Origin of the sequence: Pseudomonas sp. SK, from assembly GCF_012975065.1 — a bacterium.
Classification (GTDB): Bacteria; Pseudomonadota; Gammaproteobacteria; order Pseudomonadales; family Pseudomonadaceae; genus Aquipseudomonas; species Aquipseudomonas anuradhapurensis.
Window position 1 is genome coordinate 4,516,292 of the sequence record NZ_CP051857.1, and the last position, 14,000, is coordinate 4,530,291.

The following is a 14,000-nucleotide window of genomic DNA, read 5'->3' on the forward strand; positions in this document are numbered from 1 at the left end:
GCGGTCTCCTTCAGGCAGTAAAACGTTGATGTTCAGATACGGCGCGGGCCACCCAGACGCGGGCCTGGCCCAGGTAATGGGCAGGGTCGAGCAGGCGATCGAGTTCTTCGCCAGACAGTTCGGCACTGACCTGCGGTTCGTCGCCCAGCACCGCACGCAAGTGACGCCGCTCGGCCACGGCGCGCTGGCAGCATTGCTCCAGCAGGTGGTGGGCGCGGTCGCGGCCCACCCGCTGGGCGAGGACGATGCTCACTGCCTCGGCCAGTACCAGCCCCTGGGTCAGGTCGAGGTTGGCGCGCATGCGCGCGGCATCCACTTGCATGCCCTCGGCAATCACCTGGGCCTGGCGCAACGCACCGGAGACCAGGCAGCAGATGTCTGGCAGGGTTTCCCATTCGGCATGCCACAGGCCAAGGCTGCGCTCGTGCTCCTGGGGCATGGCGGCAAACAGCGTCGAGACCAGGCCCGGCACGCGCGTCGCCGCACCGATCAGCACAGCGGCACCCACCGGGTTGCGCTTGTGCGGCATGGTCGAGGAACCGCCCTTGCCTGGCGCGGAAGGCTCGAACAGCTCCCCCGCCTCGGTCTGCATCAGCAGGCTGACATCGCGGCCAAACTTGCCCAGGCTGCCGGCAACCAGGCCCAGCACCGAGGCGAACTCCACCAGGCGGTCGCGCTGGGTATGCCAGGGTTGCTCGGGCAAGGTCAGCTTGAGCTGAGCGGCCAAGGCTTCGGCCACCGGCATTGCCTTGCTGCCGAGGGCTGCCAGGCTACCCGAGGCGCCACCGAACTGCAGCACCAGCAGGCGTGGGCGCAGTTCCTGCAGGCGTTGTCGGTGGCGGGTCAAGGCGCCCAGCACACCTGCCAGTTTCATACCCAGGGTCACCGGGGTGGCATGCTGCAGCCAGGTGCGCCCCACCAGCGGCGTATCGGCGTGCTGCAAGGCCTGGTGCGACAGGGTATCGGCGAGCCTGGCCAGGTCGGCCTCGATCAGGTCGAGGGCTGCGCGCAGCTGCAGGACCAGGCCGGTATCCATCGCATCCTGGCTGGTGGCGCCGAGGTGTACGTAGCGCTCGGCCTCGGGCACGCCACTGGCAATCACCTTGCCCAACGCCTTCACCAGCGGGATTGCCGAGTTGCCAGCGGTGGCAATCGCGTCGGCCAGCGCACGCACTTCATAGCGTTCGGCGTGGCAGGCCGCCTCGATGGCGGCGACGGCGCTGTGCGGGACCAGCCCGGCTGCAGCTTCGGCACGGGCCAGCGCCGCTTCGAAATCGAGCATGCCTTGCAGCCGGCCGCGATCGGAGAATATCTCGCGCATGGCCGGCGCGGTGAAGTAGGCGTCGAACAGTTGGTTGGTCATGCCACGTCCTTAATCATCGTGGTGCAGGTACGCTGCCTGCCTCGGCAGGCGCAGGCTGAACAGGAAGGCTATCGCCATCATCGCCGTCACGTACCAGTAGAAAGTGTTTTCCATGCCCAGGGTCTTCAGGCCCAGGGCCACGTATTCGGCCGAACCGCCGAACGCCGCGTTGGCCACCGCATAGGCCAGGCCCACACCCAACGCGCGCACCTGCGGCGGGAACATCTCGGCCTTCACCAGGCCGCTGATCGAGGTGTAGAAACTGACGATACACAGCGCCAGGGTAATCAGCACGAAGGCCATGAACGGGCTGGTCACGGTTTTCAACGCCATCAGCAGCGGCACCGTGAACAATGTGCCCAGGGCGCCGAACAGCAGCATCGAATTGCGCCGGCCGATGCGGTCGGAGAGCATGCCGAAGAACGGCTGCAGCACCATGAACAGGAACAACGCACCGGTCATCACGTAGCTGGCGTTCTTCGCTGTCATGCCGGCGGTGTTCACCAGGTATTTCTGCATGTAGGTGGTGAAGGTGTAGAAGATCAGCGAGCCGCCGGCGGTATAGCCGAGCACGGTGATGAAGGCCGCCGCGTGGTTGCTGAACAGGCCCTTGATGGTGCCGGCTTCCTTGCTTTGACGGACTTCGGCGCTGCTGGTCTCGTGCAGCGAGCGGCGCAGCATCAGCGAGATCAGCGCGGCGATGGCACCCACCACGAACGGAATGCGCCAGCCCCAGGCGCGCAGCTCGTCCTCGGTGAGCAACTGCTGCAGGATCACCACCACCAGCACCGCCAGCAACTGGCCGCCGATCAGGGTGACGTACTGGAACGATGCGAAGAAACCACGCTGGCCGCGCAGGGCCACTTCGCTCATGTAGGTGGCGGTGGTGCCGTACTCGCCGCCTACCGACAGGCCCTGGATCAGGCGGGCCAGCAACAGCAATGCCGGGGCCCAGGTGCCGATGCTGGCATAGGTGGGCAGGCAGGCGATCATCAGCGAGCCGAAGCACATCATCAGCACCGAGATCATCAGGGAATTCTTGCGACCATGGCGGTCAGCGAGGCGGCCGAAGATCCAGCCACCAATGGGGCGCATCAGAAAGCCTGCGGCAAACACGCCCGCCGTGTTCAGCAACTGCACGGTAGGGTCGTCGGAGGGAAAGAAAGCCGGGGCAAAGTAGATGGCGCAGAAAGCGTAGACGTAGAAGTCGAACCATTCCACCAGGTTGCCTGAAGAGGCACCAACGATAGCGAAGATGCGTTTGCCGCGTTCTTCGCCGGTGTAATAGGTTGAGGTCATGGTGAGTTTACTCCTGGAAGGTCGCAGGTAATTCTAGACACACCTGGTAACACGCTCGTTCCGCCTTGGCCTTGTGTCTAAGGTTCGGCCTCTTCGCCGGCATGCCCGCCCCCACAGCAGGAGGCGTGGTTCCCCTGTGAGAGCAGGCATGCCCGCGAAGAAGCCGGTACAGGTCAAACCCGCTCGATGGCCAACGCCAACCCTTGCCCAACGCCCACACACATGGTCGCCAGGCCTTTGCGCCCACCGCTCTTCTCCAGCTGGTGCAACGCCGTCAGCACCAGGCGCGCACCGCTCATGCCCAGCGGGTGGCCCAGGGCGATCGCGCCACCGTTGGGGTTCACTTGTGGCGCATCGTCGGCCACGCCCAGTTCACGCAGCACTGCCAGACCCTGGCTGGCAAAGGCTTCGTTAAGCTCGATCACATCGAAATCCTGCACTGCCAGCCCCAGGCGCTCGGTCAGCTTGCGCACCGCCGGCACCGGGCCGATGCCCATCACCCGCGGCGCGACCCCGGCGCTGGCCATGCCCAGGACCCGGGCACGTGGGGTCAGGCCGTGCTTGTGCACCGCCTCGGCCGATGCCAGGATCAGCGCCGCAGCGCCATCATTCACACCCGAAGCGTTGCCAGCGGTGACGGTCTTGTCCGGGCCATTGACCGGCTTGAGCCTGGCCAGGGCTTCCAGGGTCGTCTCCGGGCGCAGGTGTTCGTCGTGCTCGACAACGGTTTCGCCCTTCTTGTGGGCGATACGCACCGGCACGATCTCTTCGGCAAAGAACCCGGCGGCCTGGGCAGCGGCGGCCTTGTGCTGGCTGCGCAGGGCGAAGGCGTCCTGGTCGGCGCGCGAAACCTGGTAATCGTCAGCCACGTTGTCGGCGGTTTCCGGCATCGAATCCACACCGTACTGGCTCTTCATCAGCGGGTTGACGAAACGCCAGCCAATGGTGGTGTCTTCGAGCTTCATGTTGCGCGAGTAGCCGCTCTCGGCCTTGCCCATGACGAACGGGGCACGCGACATCGACTCGACGCCGCCGGCAATCGCCAGCTCCATTTCACCGCTGGCGATGGCGCGGAAGGCGGTGCCGATGGCATCCATGCCCGAAGCGCACAGGCGGTTCAGGGTGACGCCGGGGATGCTGTGCGGCAGGCCGGCCAGCAACAGGGCCATGCGCGCCACGTTGCGGTTGTCTTCACCGGCCTGGTTGGCGCAGCCGAAGAACACCTCGTCGAGCTGTTCCCATTGCACGCTCGGGTTGCGCTCGATCAGCGCCTTCAGCGGCACGGCGGCCAGGTCATCGGCACGCACGCCAGCCAGCGCGCCACCGAAGCGGCCGATCGGGGTACGAATGGCATCACAGATGAATACGTCGCGCATCAGGCTTCTCCTGCCGCCTGGCCATGCGCCGCGGCGGTACGGGCTTCGAGGTCGCGCAGGGCGGACAGCTCGACTTCGGTGGGTTCGGCGGTGCTCTGCACATCGTCGGCAAAGCGGATCGCCCAGCCAGTGGCAGCGATGATCTGCTCACGGCTCACACCTGGGTGGATGGCGGTGACCACGAACTCGTTGGTGCCGGCTTCCGGCTCCATGATGCACAGGTCGGTGATGATGCCGACCGGGCCGTCGCCTGGCAGGCCCAGACGCTTGCGCGAGTCGCCGCCTTCACCGTGGCCGACCGAGGTGATGAAATCCAGCTTGTCGACGAAGGCACGCGGAGACTGCTTGAGGATGATCAGCACCTGCTTGGCGGAACCGGCGATCTCCGGTGCGCCGCCGGCACCCGGCAGGCGGGTTTTCGGGGCGTGGTAGTCACCGACCACGGTGGTATTGATGTTGCCGAAGCGGTCGACCTGCGCGGCGCCCAGGAAACCGACATCGATGCGCCCACCCTGCAGCCAGTAGCGGAAGATCTCGCCGGTCGGCACCACGGTATCGGCAGTCTCGGCCAGCTCGCCGTCGCCGATCGACAGCGGCAGCACGCTTGGCTTGGCGCCGATCGGGCCGGATTCGTAGATCAATACCACGTCAGGCGACGAGGTCAGGCGCGCCAGGTTGGCGGCCTTGGATGGCAAGCCGATGCCGACGAAGCACACTGCACCATTGCGCAGGCGCCGGGCTGCGGCGACGGTCATCATTTCGGAAGTGGAGTAGCTCATTGTGCGGCCTCCGCAGTGCTGGCCAGCCTGGCCTTGAATTCGTTGAAATCGGCAGTGCCGCGGATGTAGGTGTCGATCCAGGCGGTGAACGATTCGCGGCTACGGGCGATCGGGTCCCACGCCTGGTAGAAGCGGTTGTCACGCTCGTAGTAGCCGTGAGCGTAGGACGGGTGTGCCCCACCCGGCACCAGGCACACTGCGCTCAGGGCCCAGGTCGGTAGCACGCAGGCGTTCATCGGTGCCTGCAGGTCGTCGACAATTTCCTCGACGGTGACGATGCAACGCTTGGCGGCCAGGGCAGCTTCCTTCTGCACACCGAGAATCCCCCACAGCAGCACGTTGCCCTTGCGGTCCGCCTTCTGCGCGTGGATCACGGTCACGTCCGGGCGCACCGACGGTACCGCCGCCAGCACTTCACCGGTGAACGGGCAGGTAACGCTCTTGATCAGCGGGTTGACCTTCGGCAGATCGGAACCGGCGTAGGCACGCAGCACCGCGAAGGGCAGGCCGGAGGCACCGGCAACATATGCGTTGGCCAGGTCGGCGTGGCTGTGTTCTTCAATCTCGATGGCATGTGGCCATTGCTTTTCGACGGCATCCCGCAGGCGGTGCAGCGAACCGACACCCGGGTTGCCGCCCCAGGAGAAAATCAGCTTGCTGGCGCAACCGGCACCGATCAGCTGGTCGTAGATCAGGTCGGGGGTCATGCGCACCAGGGTCAGGTCGCGCTTGCCCTGGCGGATGATTTCGTGGCCAGCGGCGGTCGGGATCAGGTGGGTGAAACCTTCCAGGGCGACGGTATCGCCATCCTGGATGAACTGCTTCACGGCCTCGTGAAGCGAGAGAATTGCGGCCATTTGGAGACTCCTGGTCAGGATGCTTCGGTAAGCTCAGATTAAGGAGGCTCGCGGGGGGCTGACAATCCGATAATCGACTATTTGTGCGATTATCGAACCAATTATTGCATCCCTACCTATCTCCTTTCGTTACCGGTAGCGGCCCCTTCGCCGGCAAGCCAGCTGCCACAGGTACGGCGGTCGGCGCACTCGTGTGGGAGCCGGTTTGCCGGCGATCAGGCCGTCACATCAGGTCGCGTCAGCGTGGCTCACCAAACCTTTCACGATCACACCAATGGTCGCCAACCCTGCCGGTACCAGCAGTGCCGTCAGTACCTGCTCGAAACTCCAGCCCAGGCCCAGCAGCGTCGCGCCACTCCAGGCCCCGAGAATCGCCCCGAAACGGCCGATGCCCAGCATCCACGAAACCCCCGTGGCCCGGCCCTGCGTGGGGTAGAAGCGCGCCGCCAGCGACGGCATGGCCGACTGCGCCCCGTTCACACACATGCCGGCAACCAGCACCAGGGTAGCCAATAGGGTGATGTTGCCCAGGCTCTGCCCCACGGCGTAGGCAAACACCCCTGCCAGCAGGTAGAAAATGCCGATCACCTTGTGCGGGTTGAAGCGGTCCATGGCCCAACCCACACCGACCGCGCTCAGCACGCCACCGAACTGGAACAGCGCGCCGATGAAAGCAGCTTGCTCCATGCTCGCGCCGCTGTCGCGCATCAGCGTCGGCAACCAGCTGGTCAGCAGATAGACGATGACCAGGCCCATGAAGTAGGTCAGCCACAACAGCACGGTGCCCAGGCCATAGGTGCCGGAGAAGATCACCGCAAACACGTTGCGTGCGGCCACCGCCTTTTGTTCCGGCACGCTGAAGCTGCCCGCCTCGGCCACCACCTGCGGGGCGATCGGCGACAAGGTCTTGCGCACCTTGTCGGTGCCGCGGTTGCGCACCACCAGGAACCGCGCCGACTCCGGCAGCCAGGCTATGAGCACCAGCGCCAGCAGCAACGGCAGCACACCACCGATCACCAGCAGGCTATGCCAACCGTAGGCCGGGATCATCTTGGCGGAAATGAAGCCACCACCGGCCATGCCAAGGTTGAAGCCGCAGAACATGCTGGTTACCAGCAGCGACTTGAGACGCTCGGGCGTGTATTCGGAAAGCAGCGTGGTGGCGTTGGGCATGCCCGCGCCAAGGCCCAGGCCGGTCAGGAAACGCAGCACCAGCAACTGGTCGACGTTGGTGGCGTAGGCCGATGCCAGGCTGAAGCCGCCAAACACCAGCACCGCCCCGACCAGTACGCCCTTGCGGCCAAACCGATCGGCCAGCGGGCCGGAGCCCAGGGCGCCGAACACCATGCCGATCAATGCGGCACTCATGACCGGGCCGAGGCTGGCCCGGTCGATCCCCCATTCCTGCGACAGGGCCGGGGCAATGAAGCCCATGGCCGCGGTGTCCAGGCCATCGAGGAAGACGATCAGGAAGCACAGCAGCACCACCCGCCATTGATAGCGGGACAGCGGCTGCTGGTTGATGAACGACTGGACGTCGAGGCTTTTGCCGACGTTGGATTGCACTTGGTTCATTATTGTTATCCAGAATGAGGGCACAGCCACGCCACTGCACACGGTAAACCGGCACAGAAGGCAATCATTGCAATAAAGCGGCTTGCGTCAGCCTGGATACAACGGGACTGCGCGCGGGTGCGGCCGCGCCAGCGAAGGGACAGTATTCATTGCTAAGTGCCTCTTGTATTTTTCTTGTTCGGTCAGCACGGCCGACCGCTGCGAGAGACATTAATCAGCGGGCGGAGGTGAAGCAATTCGCCGCGAACGACACTGTGCGTTTATCGCACAGGAAAGGGTTTTGCCTGTTCTAAAGTTGAAAGCGGCCGTTTTGCGTCGCAATCGCGCGGCTCCCACAGGTTGTCGCGAAATACCGGGCTGGCGCTGACCTGTCGGAGCCAGGCTTGCCGGCGGGCTGGGCGCAAAGCGCCCGCAGCGGGCTTAACCAAACAACTGGTGGCAAAGGTCGCGGCTGGCCGCCAGCAGAATCGGCAGGAAGCGCTGCTCCAGCTCGCTGCGCGTCACCCGCCCCACATGCGTGCTCACGTTCAACGCCGCCAACACTTGCCCCGAAGCGTCATACACCGGTACCGCTATCGAACGCAGCCCCTGCTCCAGCTCCTGGTCGACCACGCACCAGCCCTGGGCGCGTACCTGCTGGATACAAGCGAACAGCGACTCGGGGTCGTGCAAGGTACGGCTGGTGCGCGCCTTCAGGTCGGCGCGCTCGAGGTACTCGCGCAGGCTGGTATCGTCCATCGCCGCCAGCAGGATGCGCCCCATCGAGGTGCAGTAGGCCGGCAAGCGCCCACCCACCGACAGATCGACCGAAATCAGCCGCTCCACCGTGGCTGAGCGGGCTATATAAAGAATATCGTCACCTTCGAGGGTGGCCATGTTGGCCGCCTCGTGCAACTGGTCGCTGATGCGATCCAGATATGGCTGGGCAGAAATCGCCAGCGGCGTCGATGACAGGTATGCATGCCCCAGCGTCAACACCTTGGGCAACAGCGAATAGGTACGCCCGTCGGTGGTGGCATAACCCAGCTTGATCAGCGTATGCAGGCAACGGCGCACCGCAGCCCGGGGAATTTCGGTGCGGTGGCTGATCTGGGCGATGGTCAGGTGGCGCTTGCGCTCCTGGAAAGCCTGGATCACGGCCAGGCCACGGGCCAGGGAGGTCATGAAGTCCGGGTCACCGGTAAAGGCCTGGATGCGCTTGGCCGGGGAAGCCACGATCGGTGGAGCCAGGGCTGTCGAGACAGATCGTGCCTGCTCTGGAGTGGCCGACTCTGGATTGACGGAATCGTTGGCCAGGGTTTCGTCGCTCATTGCATACCTCAAAAAAAGTCGCCAGCTCGTGCGATTATCGAACAAACGGCCGATAATCGCAATTGACCGCTGACACTTTTGCTTATACCTTTCTCAGGCCACTTGTGGCTTCTTTGGAGAGACTGGTCAGGTACCCACCGTAGAAGTCCCAGGCAACGGCCTCGCCTTTCAGGCGAGGCCGTTTTTCATTGCATGCCCGCCCCCCTCACGCCGGTACTGGAACGAACTTTTATCCGCCTTGCCTTTCGAACTTGTACGAAGAGTGCAGGCTATTGTCGGGTAGCGTTCATTAGTTAATGTCAGATATGTCACGGTTGGGTAAATAACGATGTCCGGCGAAATGGCGATTGCTATAATCGCTTGCGCAGGCCATGGCGCTGCCGCGGCAATGAACCTTCCGCTGTATCACGCAAGCGTGGCCAGCACGCATGCGCACACTGCACTGCGCATGACAAACAGTCATCAAACTTAATATCAGGTACTGCATGTGACGAAAGATGAACTGCGCGCAGAACTCGAGCGCCAGGCTGAACGTTACAAGGACGTCTACGGTGGTGAAGTCACGACTTACGCCGCACAACCGGATCCGGAACGCAAACCCTGGCGCAAGCGTGCCAGCGTGCGTGACCAGGCCTTCAGCCAGGAACTGGAACGCATGGAAAAGGAACTGCGCAGCGATAATCCCTGAGCACGGCCTCGCCAGCAGCGGGTCGTCGCCCGGCCAGCCCGGGCACGCTCGATCTTTACCGCCAAGCCGATGAGTGAAATGGAATTACACAAATTTCATACAGCCGTTTGAATGATCCAAAAGCGGCATTTTCCTCATGCTTTTGCCATTTTTTGCCCTGTTTCAAGCGTTTTGGCCGACATTTCCCTGGGCACTCGGCTCCCCGCGCAGATTCAGTTCACTGCCGGAAGGCTGCCATCGGTCTGTAGCAGATGCATCGATTGCCGCGGTTTTCTGGCATAATCCCGCCCCCCTATGACCGCCAGACAACCTTCATGATCGAATTATTCAGCGGACTGGATGCCTGGGTACTGGTGAGCTTGCTGCTCGCCCTGACCTTCGTACTCGCCTTCGAGTTCATCAATGGCTTTCATGACACCGCTAACGCGGTAGCCACCGTCATCTATACCAAAGCCATGCCGCCGCACCTCGCCGTGTTCTTCTCCGGCGTGTTCAACTTCCTTGGCGTTCTGCTCGGCGGTGTCGGGGTGGCCTATGCCATCGTCCACCTGCTGCCGGTAGAGCTGCTGATCAACGTGAACACCGGACACGGCCTGGCCATGGTTTTCTCGTTGCTGGCTGCGGCCATCACCTGGAACCTGGGCACCTGGTACTTCGGTATCCCGGCCTCCAGTTCGCACACGCTGATCGGCTCCATCCTTGGTGTCGGCCTGGCCAACGCGCTGATCAACGACATCCCGCTTGGTGATGGCGTCAACTGGCAAAAGGCGATCGACATCGCCATGTCGCTGGTGGTCTCGCCGATGGCCGGCTTCGCCGTCGCAGCCCTGGTGCTGATTGGCCTGAAGTGGTGGCGCCCGCTGTCGAAGATGCACAAGACCCCCGAACAGCGCCGCAAGCTCGACGACAAGAAGCACCCGCCGTTCTGGAACCGTCTGGTACTGGTGGTTTCGGCCATGGGCGTGAGCTTCGTGCACGGTTCCAACGATGGCCAGAAAGGCATCGGCCTGATCATGCTGGTACTGATCGGTATCGTCCCGGCCAAGTTCGTCCTCGACCTGAACAGCACCACCTACCAGATTGAGCGTACCCGCGACGCCACCCTGCACATGAGCCAGTTCTACCAACGCAATGCCGCCACCCTGGGCGAATTCCTGGCGTTGGGCAAGGCCAATGCCAGCGACCTGCCGGAGCAGTTCAGCTGCAACCCGCAACAGACCGAGCCGACCATCGCCGCGCTGCAGTCTTCGCTGCAGGGCGTAACCGACTACCACAGCCTGGATGCTGAAAAACGCGTTGAAGTGCGCCGCTACCTGCTGTGCCTGGACGACACCGCGAAAAAGGTCGGCAAGCTGCCAGGCCTGGAGGCCCGTGAAAAGGCCGACCTGGAAAAACTGCGCAAGGACCTGACCGCCACCACCGAATACGCACCGTTCTGGGTGATCGTGGCAGTCGCCCTGGCACTGGGCCTGGGCACCATGGTTGGCTGGAAGCGCGTGGTGCTGACCGTTGGCGAGAAGATCGGCAAGCAGGGCATGACCTATGCCCAGGGCATGTCGGCGCAGATTACTGCGGCCTGCGCCATCGGCATGGCCAACGTGTTCGCCCTGCCGGTATCGACCACTCACGTGCTGTCGTCCGGCGTGGCTGGCACCATGGTCGCCAACAAGAGCGGCCTGCAAGGCGGCACCGTGAAAACCATCCTGCTGGCCTGGGTCCTGACCCTGCCGGCGTCGATGGGCCTGGCGGCTGGCCTGTTCTGGCTGGCGTCCAAAGCCATTGGCTGAGTGACAACCGCAATGAAAAAGGCGCCTGAGGGCGCCTTTTTCATATCCGCAAACATGCACGCCTGTTGTAGGAGCGGCCTTGTGTCGCGATAGGGCTGCGCAGCAGCCCCAGGATGGTGAGCGGGAAACGTCTGGTTCAACCGATTGGTTTGCAATCGATAGGGCTGCTGCGCAGCCCTATCGCGACACAAGGCCGCTCCAGGTACAGCGCAGGCCGCGAAGGCGCCGGTACAGGCAACCTACCTTTTCTTGCCCCCCAGCAACGACCCCATCAGCCCCCGCACCAGCTGTCGCCCCAACTGGTTGGCCGCCTGACGCACCGCCGACTTGATCGCCTGCCCGGCCGCACTCTGCAGAAACTCGCCGGCCTTGTCGGCAAAACTTTCCTCGTCCGCCTGGGGCTGTGGTGCCGGCTCTACCGGCTCGCCCTTGCGCTGGCTGAGCATTTCATAAGCCGATTCACGGTCCACCGGCTTGTCATAACGCCCGGCCAATGGGGAAGCCGCAATCAGCGCACTACGCTCGACGGCGCTCAGCGGCCCGATACGCGACTGCGGCGGTGCCACCAACACGCGCTGCACCATCGCCGGCGTGCCCTTTTCTTCCAGCGTCCCTATCAACGCCTCGCCAATGCCCAGCTCGGTCAGCACCGCCAAGGTGTCGAACGCCGGATTGGGGCGGAAGCCATCTGCCACCGCTCGCAGCGATTTCTGCTCCTTGGCGGTGAATGCCCGCAAGCCATGCTGGATGCGCAAGCCCAACTGCGCCAGCACTGCATCCGGCAAGTCCCCTGGCGACTGGGTAACGAAGTACACCCCAACCCCCTTGGAGCGGATCAGCCGCACCACCTGCTCCAGGCGGTCCTGCAAGGCCTTGGGCGTATCGTTGAACAGCAGGTGCGCTTCATCGAAGAACAGCGCCAGTACTGGCTTGTCGGCATCGCCGCGCTCCGGCAACTGCTCGAACAGCTCGGCCAACAGCCACAACAGGAAGGTTGCATACACCTTGGGTGCCTCGTGCACCAGGCGGCTGGCGTCCAGCAAGTGGATGCGCCCACGGCCATCCGGGTCTGCTCGCAGCAGGTCCTCGAGCTGCAATGCCGGCTCACCGAACAGCGCCTCGGCCCCCTGCTGTTCCAGGGTAGCCAGCCTGCGCAACAGGGCCTGGGTGGAAGCCGTGGTCATCAGTGCACTGTCTTCGCCGAGCAGTTGCGGATTGTCCTTCAGGTGCGCCAGCAGCGCTTTCAGGTCCTTGAGGTCCAGCAGCAACAGGCCTTCACGGTCGGCCACCTTGAACGCGGCATACAGCGCCGCCTGCTGGCTGTCGGTCAGCTCCAGCAAATTGCCCAGCAGCAGCGGCCCCATCTCGCTGAGGGTGGTGCGTAGCGGGTGCCCGGACTGCCCGGCGATGTCCCACAGGCTTACCGGGTAGGCCTGCGCCCGGTGCCCCAGCCAAGGCATACCGGCGATGCGTTCGGCCACCTTGCCCTGCGGCGCGCCGACAGCGCCGAGGCCACACAGGTCGCCTTTGACATCGGCGGCGAACACCGCCACTCCCGCATCACTGAACGCCTCCGCCAGGTGCTGCAGGGTGACAGTCTTGCCAGTGCCTGTAGCACCCGCTACCAGGCCATGGCGGTTGGCCAGCCTCATCGCCTGCCCGACTGGTTGGCCATCCGGGCCAGCACCTACAACGATGGTCGAAATTTCCGACATCTCTTTAATCCTCTTCTCAAGCTTTGCCTTAGTTCGGCCGATACCAGTGGGTGATATTCGCCTTAATAGAGAGGGACAACCGAAAAGGGACTTTTCGGGATCTTGCACGGCTGCGACGCCACGCGTGCAAACGCCTGATACAACACCTTAGCGGAACCGATTACGCCATGAACAAAAGCCTTCGTTTCAGCCACAAGATCCTTTTGGCCGCATCACTGATCGTGATCCTCGCCTTCAGCCTTTTCACGCTCTACAACGATTACCTCCAGCGTAATGCGATCCGCGCAGACCTGGAAAACTATCTGGCTGAAATGGGCGATTCCACTTCGACCAATATCCGCAACCTGTTCGACGGCCGTATCAAGCTGGTGGAAAACCTGGCACAGAACATCGCCCAGGAGCCGGCCAGCTCCGACACCCTGCTGGGCCAGAACGCCCTTATTTCGAGCTTCCTCACGGTCTACGCGGGCAAGGTCGATGGCGGCTTCAGCGTGCGCCCCGATACGAAGATGCCGGACGGTTACGACCCGCGCACCCGCCCCTGGTACAAAGACGGCATGAATGCCACCGGCACCATCCTGACCGAGCCGTATATCGACATGGCCACCAACAAGATGGTCATCGGCATCATCAGCAAGATCGCCGGCAATGTCGGGGTAGTCGGTGGCGACCTGGCCCTCGACGGCCTGGTGCAGATCATCAACTCGCTGAACTTCGGCGGCATGGGCTACGCCTTCCTGGTCAACGACCAGGGCAAGATCCTGGTGCACCCGGACAAAGACCTGGTGATGAAGTCGCTGTCGGACCTGTTCCCGCAGCACACGCCGAAACTGACCGGTGAGCTGACCGAAGTGCAGAGCGATGGCCAGACCCGCCTGCTGACCTTCACCCCGATCACCGGGCTGCCGTCGGCCAACTGGTACATCGGCCTGTCGGTGGACAAGGACAAGGCCTTCTCGATGCTCAGCACCTTCCGCACCTCGGCCGTGATCGCCACGCTGGTGGCGGTGGTGATCATCATCGGCCTGCTCGGCCTGCTGATCCGTGTGCTGATGCAGCCGCTGCACACCATGACCCGCGCCATGGAGGACATCGCCGAAGGTGAAGGCGACCTGACCAAGCGCCTGCGTATCCACAACCACGACGAATTCGGCATCCTGGGCAGCGCCTTCAACCGTTTCGTCGAGCGTATCCACAGTTCGATCCGCGAAGTGTCGTCGGCCACCGAGCAGGTCAACGAAGTGGCGCTG

At 63.4% G+C, this 14,000-nt stretch carries 10 protein-coding genes and 1 pseudogene; 3 read left to right on the top strand and 8 right to left on the bottom strand.

What is annotated here, in order from left to right; translation table 11 throughout:
• Positions 1-10 precede the first annotated feature (10 nt).
• The 7 genes from HG549_RS20635 to pcaR all read right to left on the bottom strand — a co-directional run bounded on the left by HG549_RS20635 (position 11) and on the right by pcaR (position 8,560).
• Positions 11-1,363 (bottom strand): 3-carboxy-cis,cis-muconate cycloisomerase, encoded by a 1,353-nt coding sequence (locus tag HG549_RS20635; protein WP_170032232.1) that lies wholly within the window; start codon positions 1,361-1,363, stop codon positions 11-13.
• 9 nt (positions 1,364-1,372) lie between these two features.
• Positions 1,373-2,662, bottom strand: a complete 1,290-nt coding sequence (locus HG549_RS20640; protein ID WP_170032235.1) for an MFS family transporter — start codon at positions 2,660-2,662, stop codon at positions 1,373-1,375.
• A 173-nt stretch (positions 2,663-2,835) separates the two neighbouring features.
• Entirely contained in the window at positions 2,836-4,041 is a 1,206-nt protein-coding gene (gene pcaF / locus HG549_RS20645; protein WP_170034269.1) for a 3-oxoadipyl-CoA thiolase, read from the bottom strand.
• Entirely contained in the window at positions 4,038-4,817 is a 780-nt protein-coding gene (locus HG549_RS20650; RefSeq protein WP_170032238.1) for a CoA-transferase subunit beta, read from the bottom strand. Before HG549_RS20650 ends, pcaF begins: the two co-directional genes overlap by 4 nt.
• Positions 4,814-5,674, bottom strand: a complete 861-nt coding sequence (locus HG549_RS20655) for a CoA transferase subunit A (protein WP_170032241.1) — start codon at positions 5,672-5,674, stop codon at positions 4,814-4,816. Before HG549_RS20655 ends, HG549_RS20650 begins: the two co-directional genes overlap by 4 nt.
• Before the next feature lie 228 nt (positions 5,675-5,902).
• On the bottom strand, positions 5,903-7,249 hold the full coding sequence (locus tag HG549_RS20660) for an MFS transporter (RefSeq protein WP_170032244.1): 1,347 nt from the start codon (positions 7,247-7,249) through the stop codon (positions 5,903-5,905).
• Between the two features lie 420 nt (positions 7,250-7,669).
• A complete protein-coding gene (gene pcaR, locus HG549_RS20665; RefSeq protein WP_225931900.1) occupies positions 7,670-8,560 on the bottom strand; it encodes a pca regulon transcriptional regulator PcaR in 891 nt (296 codons plus the stop codon).
• A gap of 487 nt (positions 8,561-9,047) precedes the next feature.
• On the opposite strand from pcaR, the gene HG549_RS20670 reads away from it, so the two are divergent.
• The gene (locus tag HG549_RS20670) at positions 9,048-9,248 is read left to right on the top strand and encodes a hypothetical protein (protein ID WP_063913241.1); all 201 of its coding nucleotides are present in this window, start codon (positions 9,048-9,050) and stop codon (positions 9,246-9,248) included.
• Positions 9,249-9,562: 314 nt separating this feature from the next.
• A complete protein-coding gene (locus HG549_RS20675; protein ID WP_170032247.1) occupies positions 9,563-11,035 on the top strand; it encodes an inorganic phosphate transporter in 1,473 nt (490 codons plus the stop codon).
• Positions 11,036-11,274: 239 nt separating this feature from the next.
• Here the strand turns inward: HG549_RS20675 and HG549_RS20680 are convergent, their stop codons facing one another.
• Positions 11,275-12,750, bottom strand: coding sequence for a helicase HerA-like domain-containing protein (locus HG549_RS20680; RefSeq protein WP_170032250.1), 1,476 nt, complete (start codon positions 12,748-12,750; stop codon positions 11,275-11,277).
• 311 nt (positions 12,751-13,061) lie between these two features.
• Here HG549_RS20680 and HG549_RS26380 point away from each other — a divergent pair.
• Positions 13,062-13,886 (top strand): annotated as a pseudogene (locus HG549_RS26380) (cache domain-containing protein); the annotation flags it as partial.
• Between the last annotated feature and the right edge of the window lie 114 nt (positions 13,887-14,000).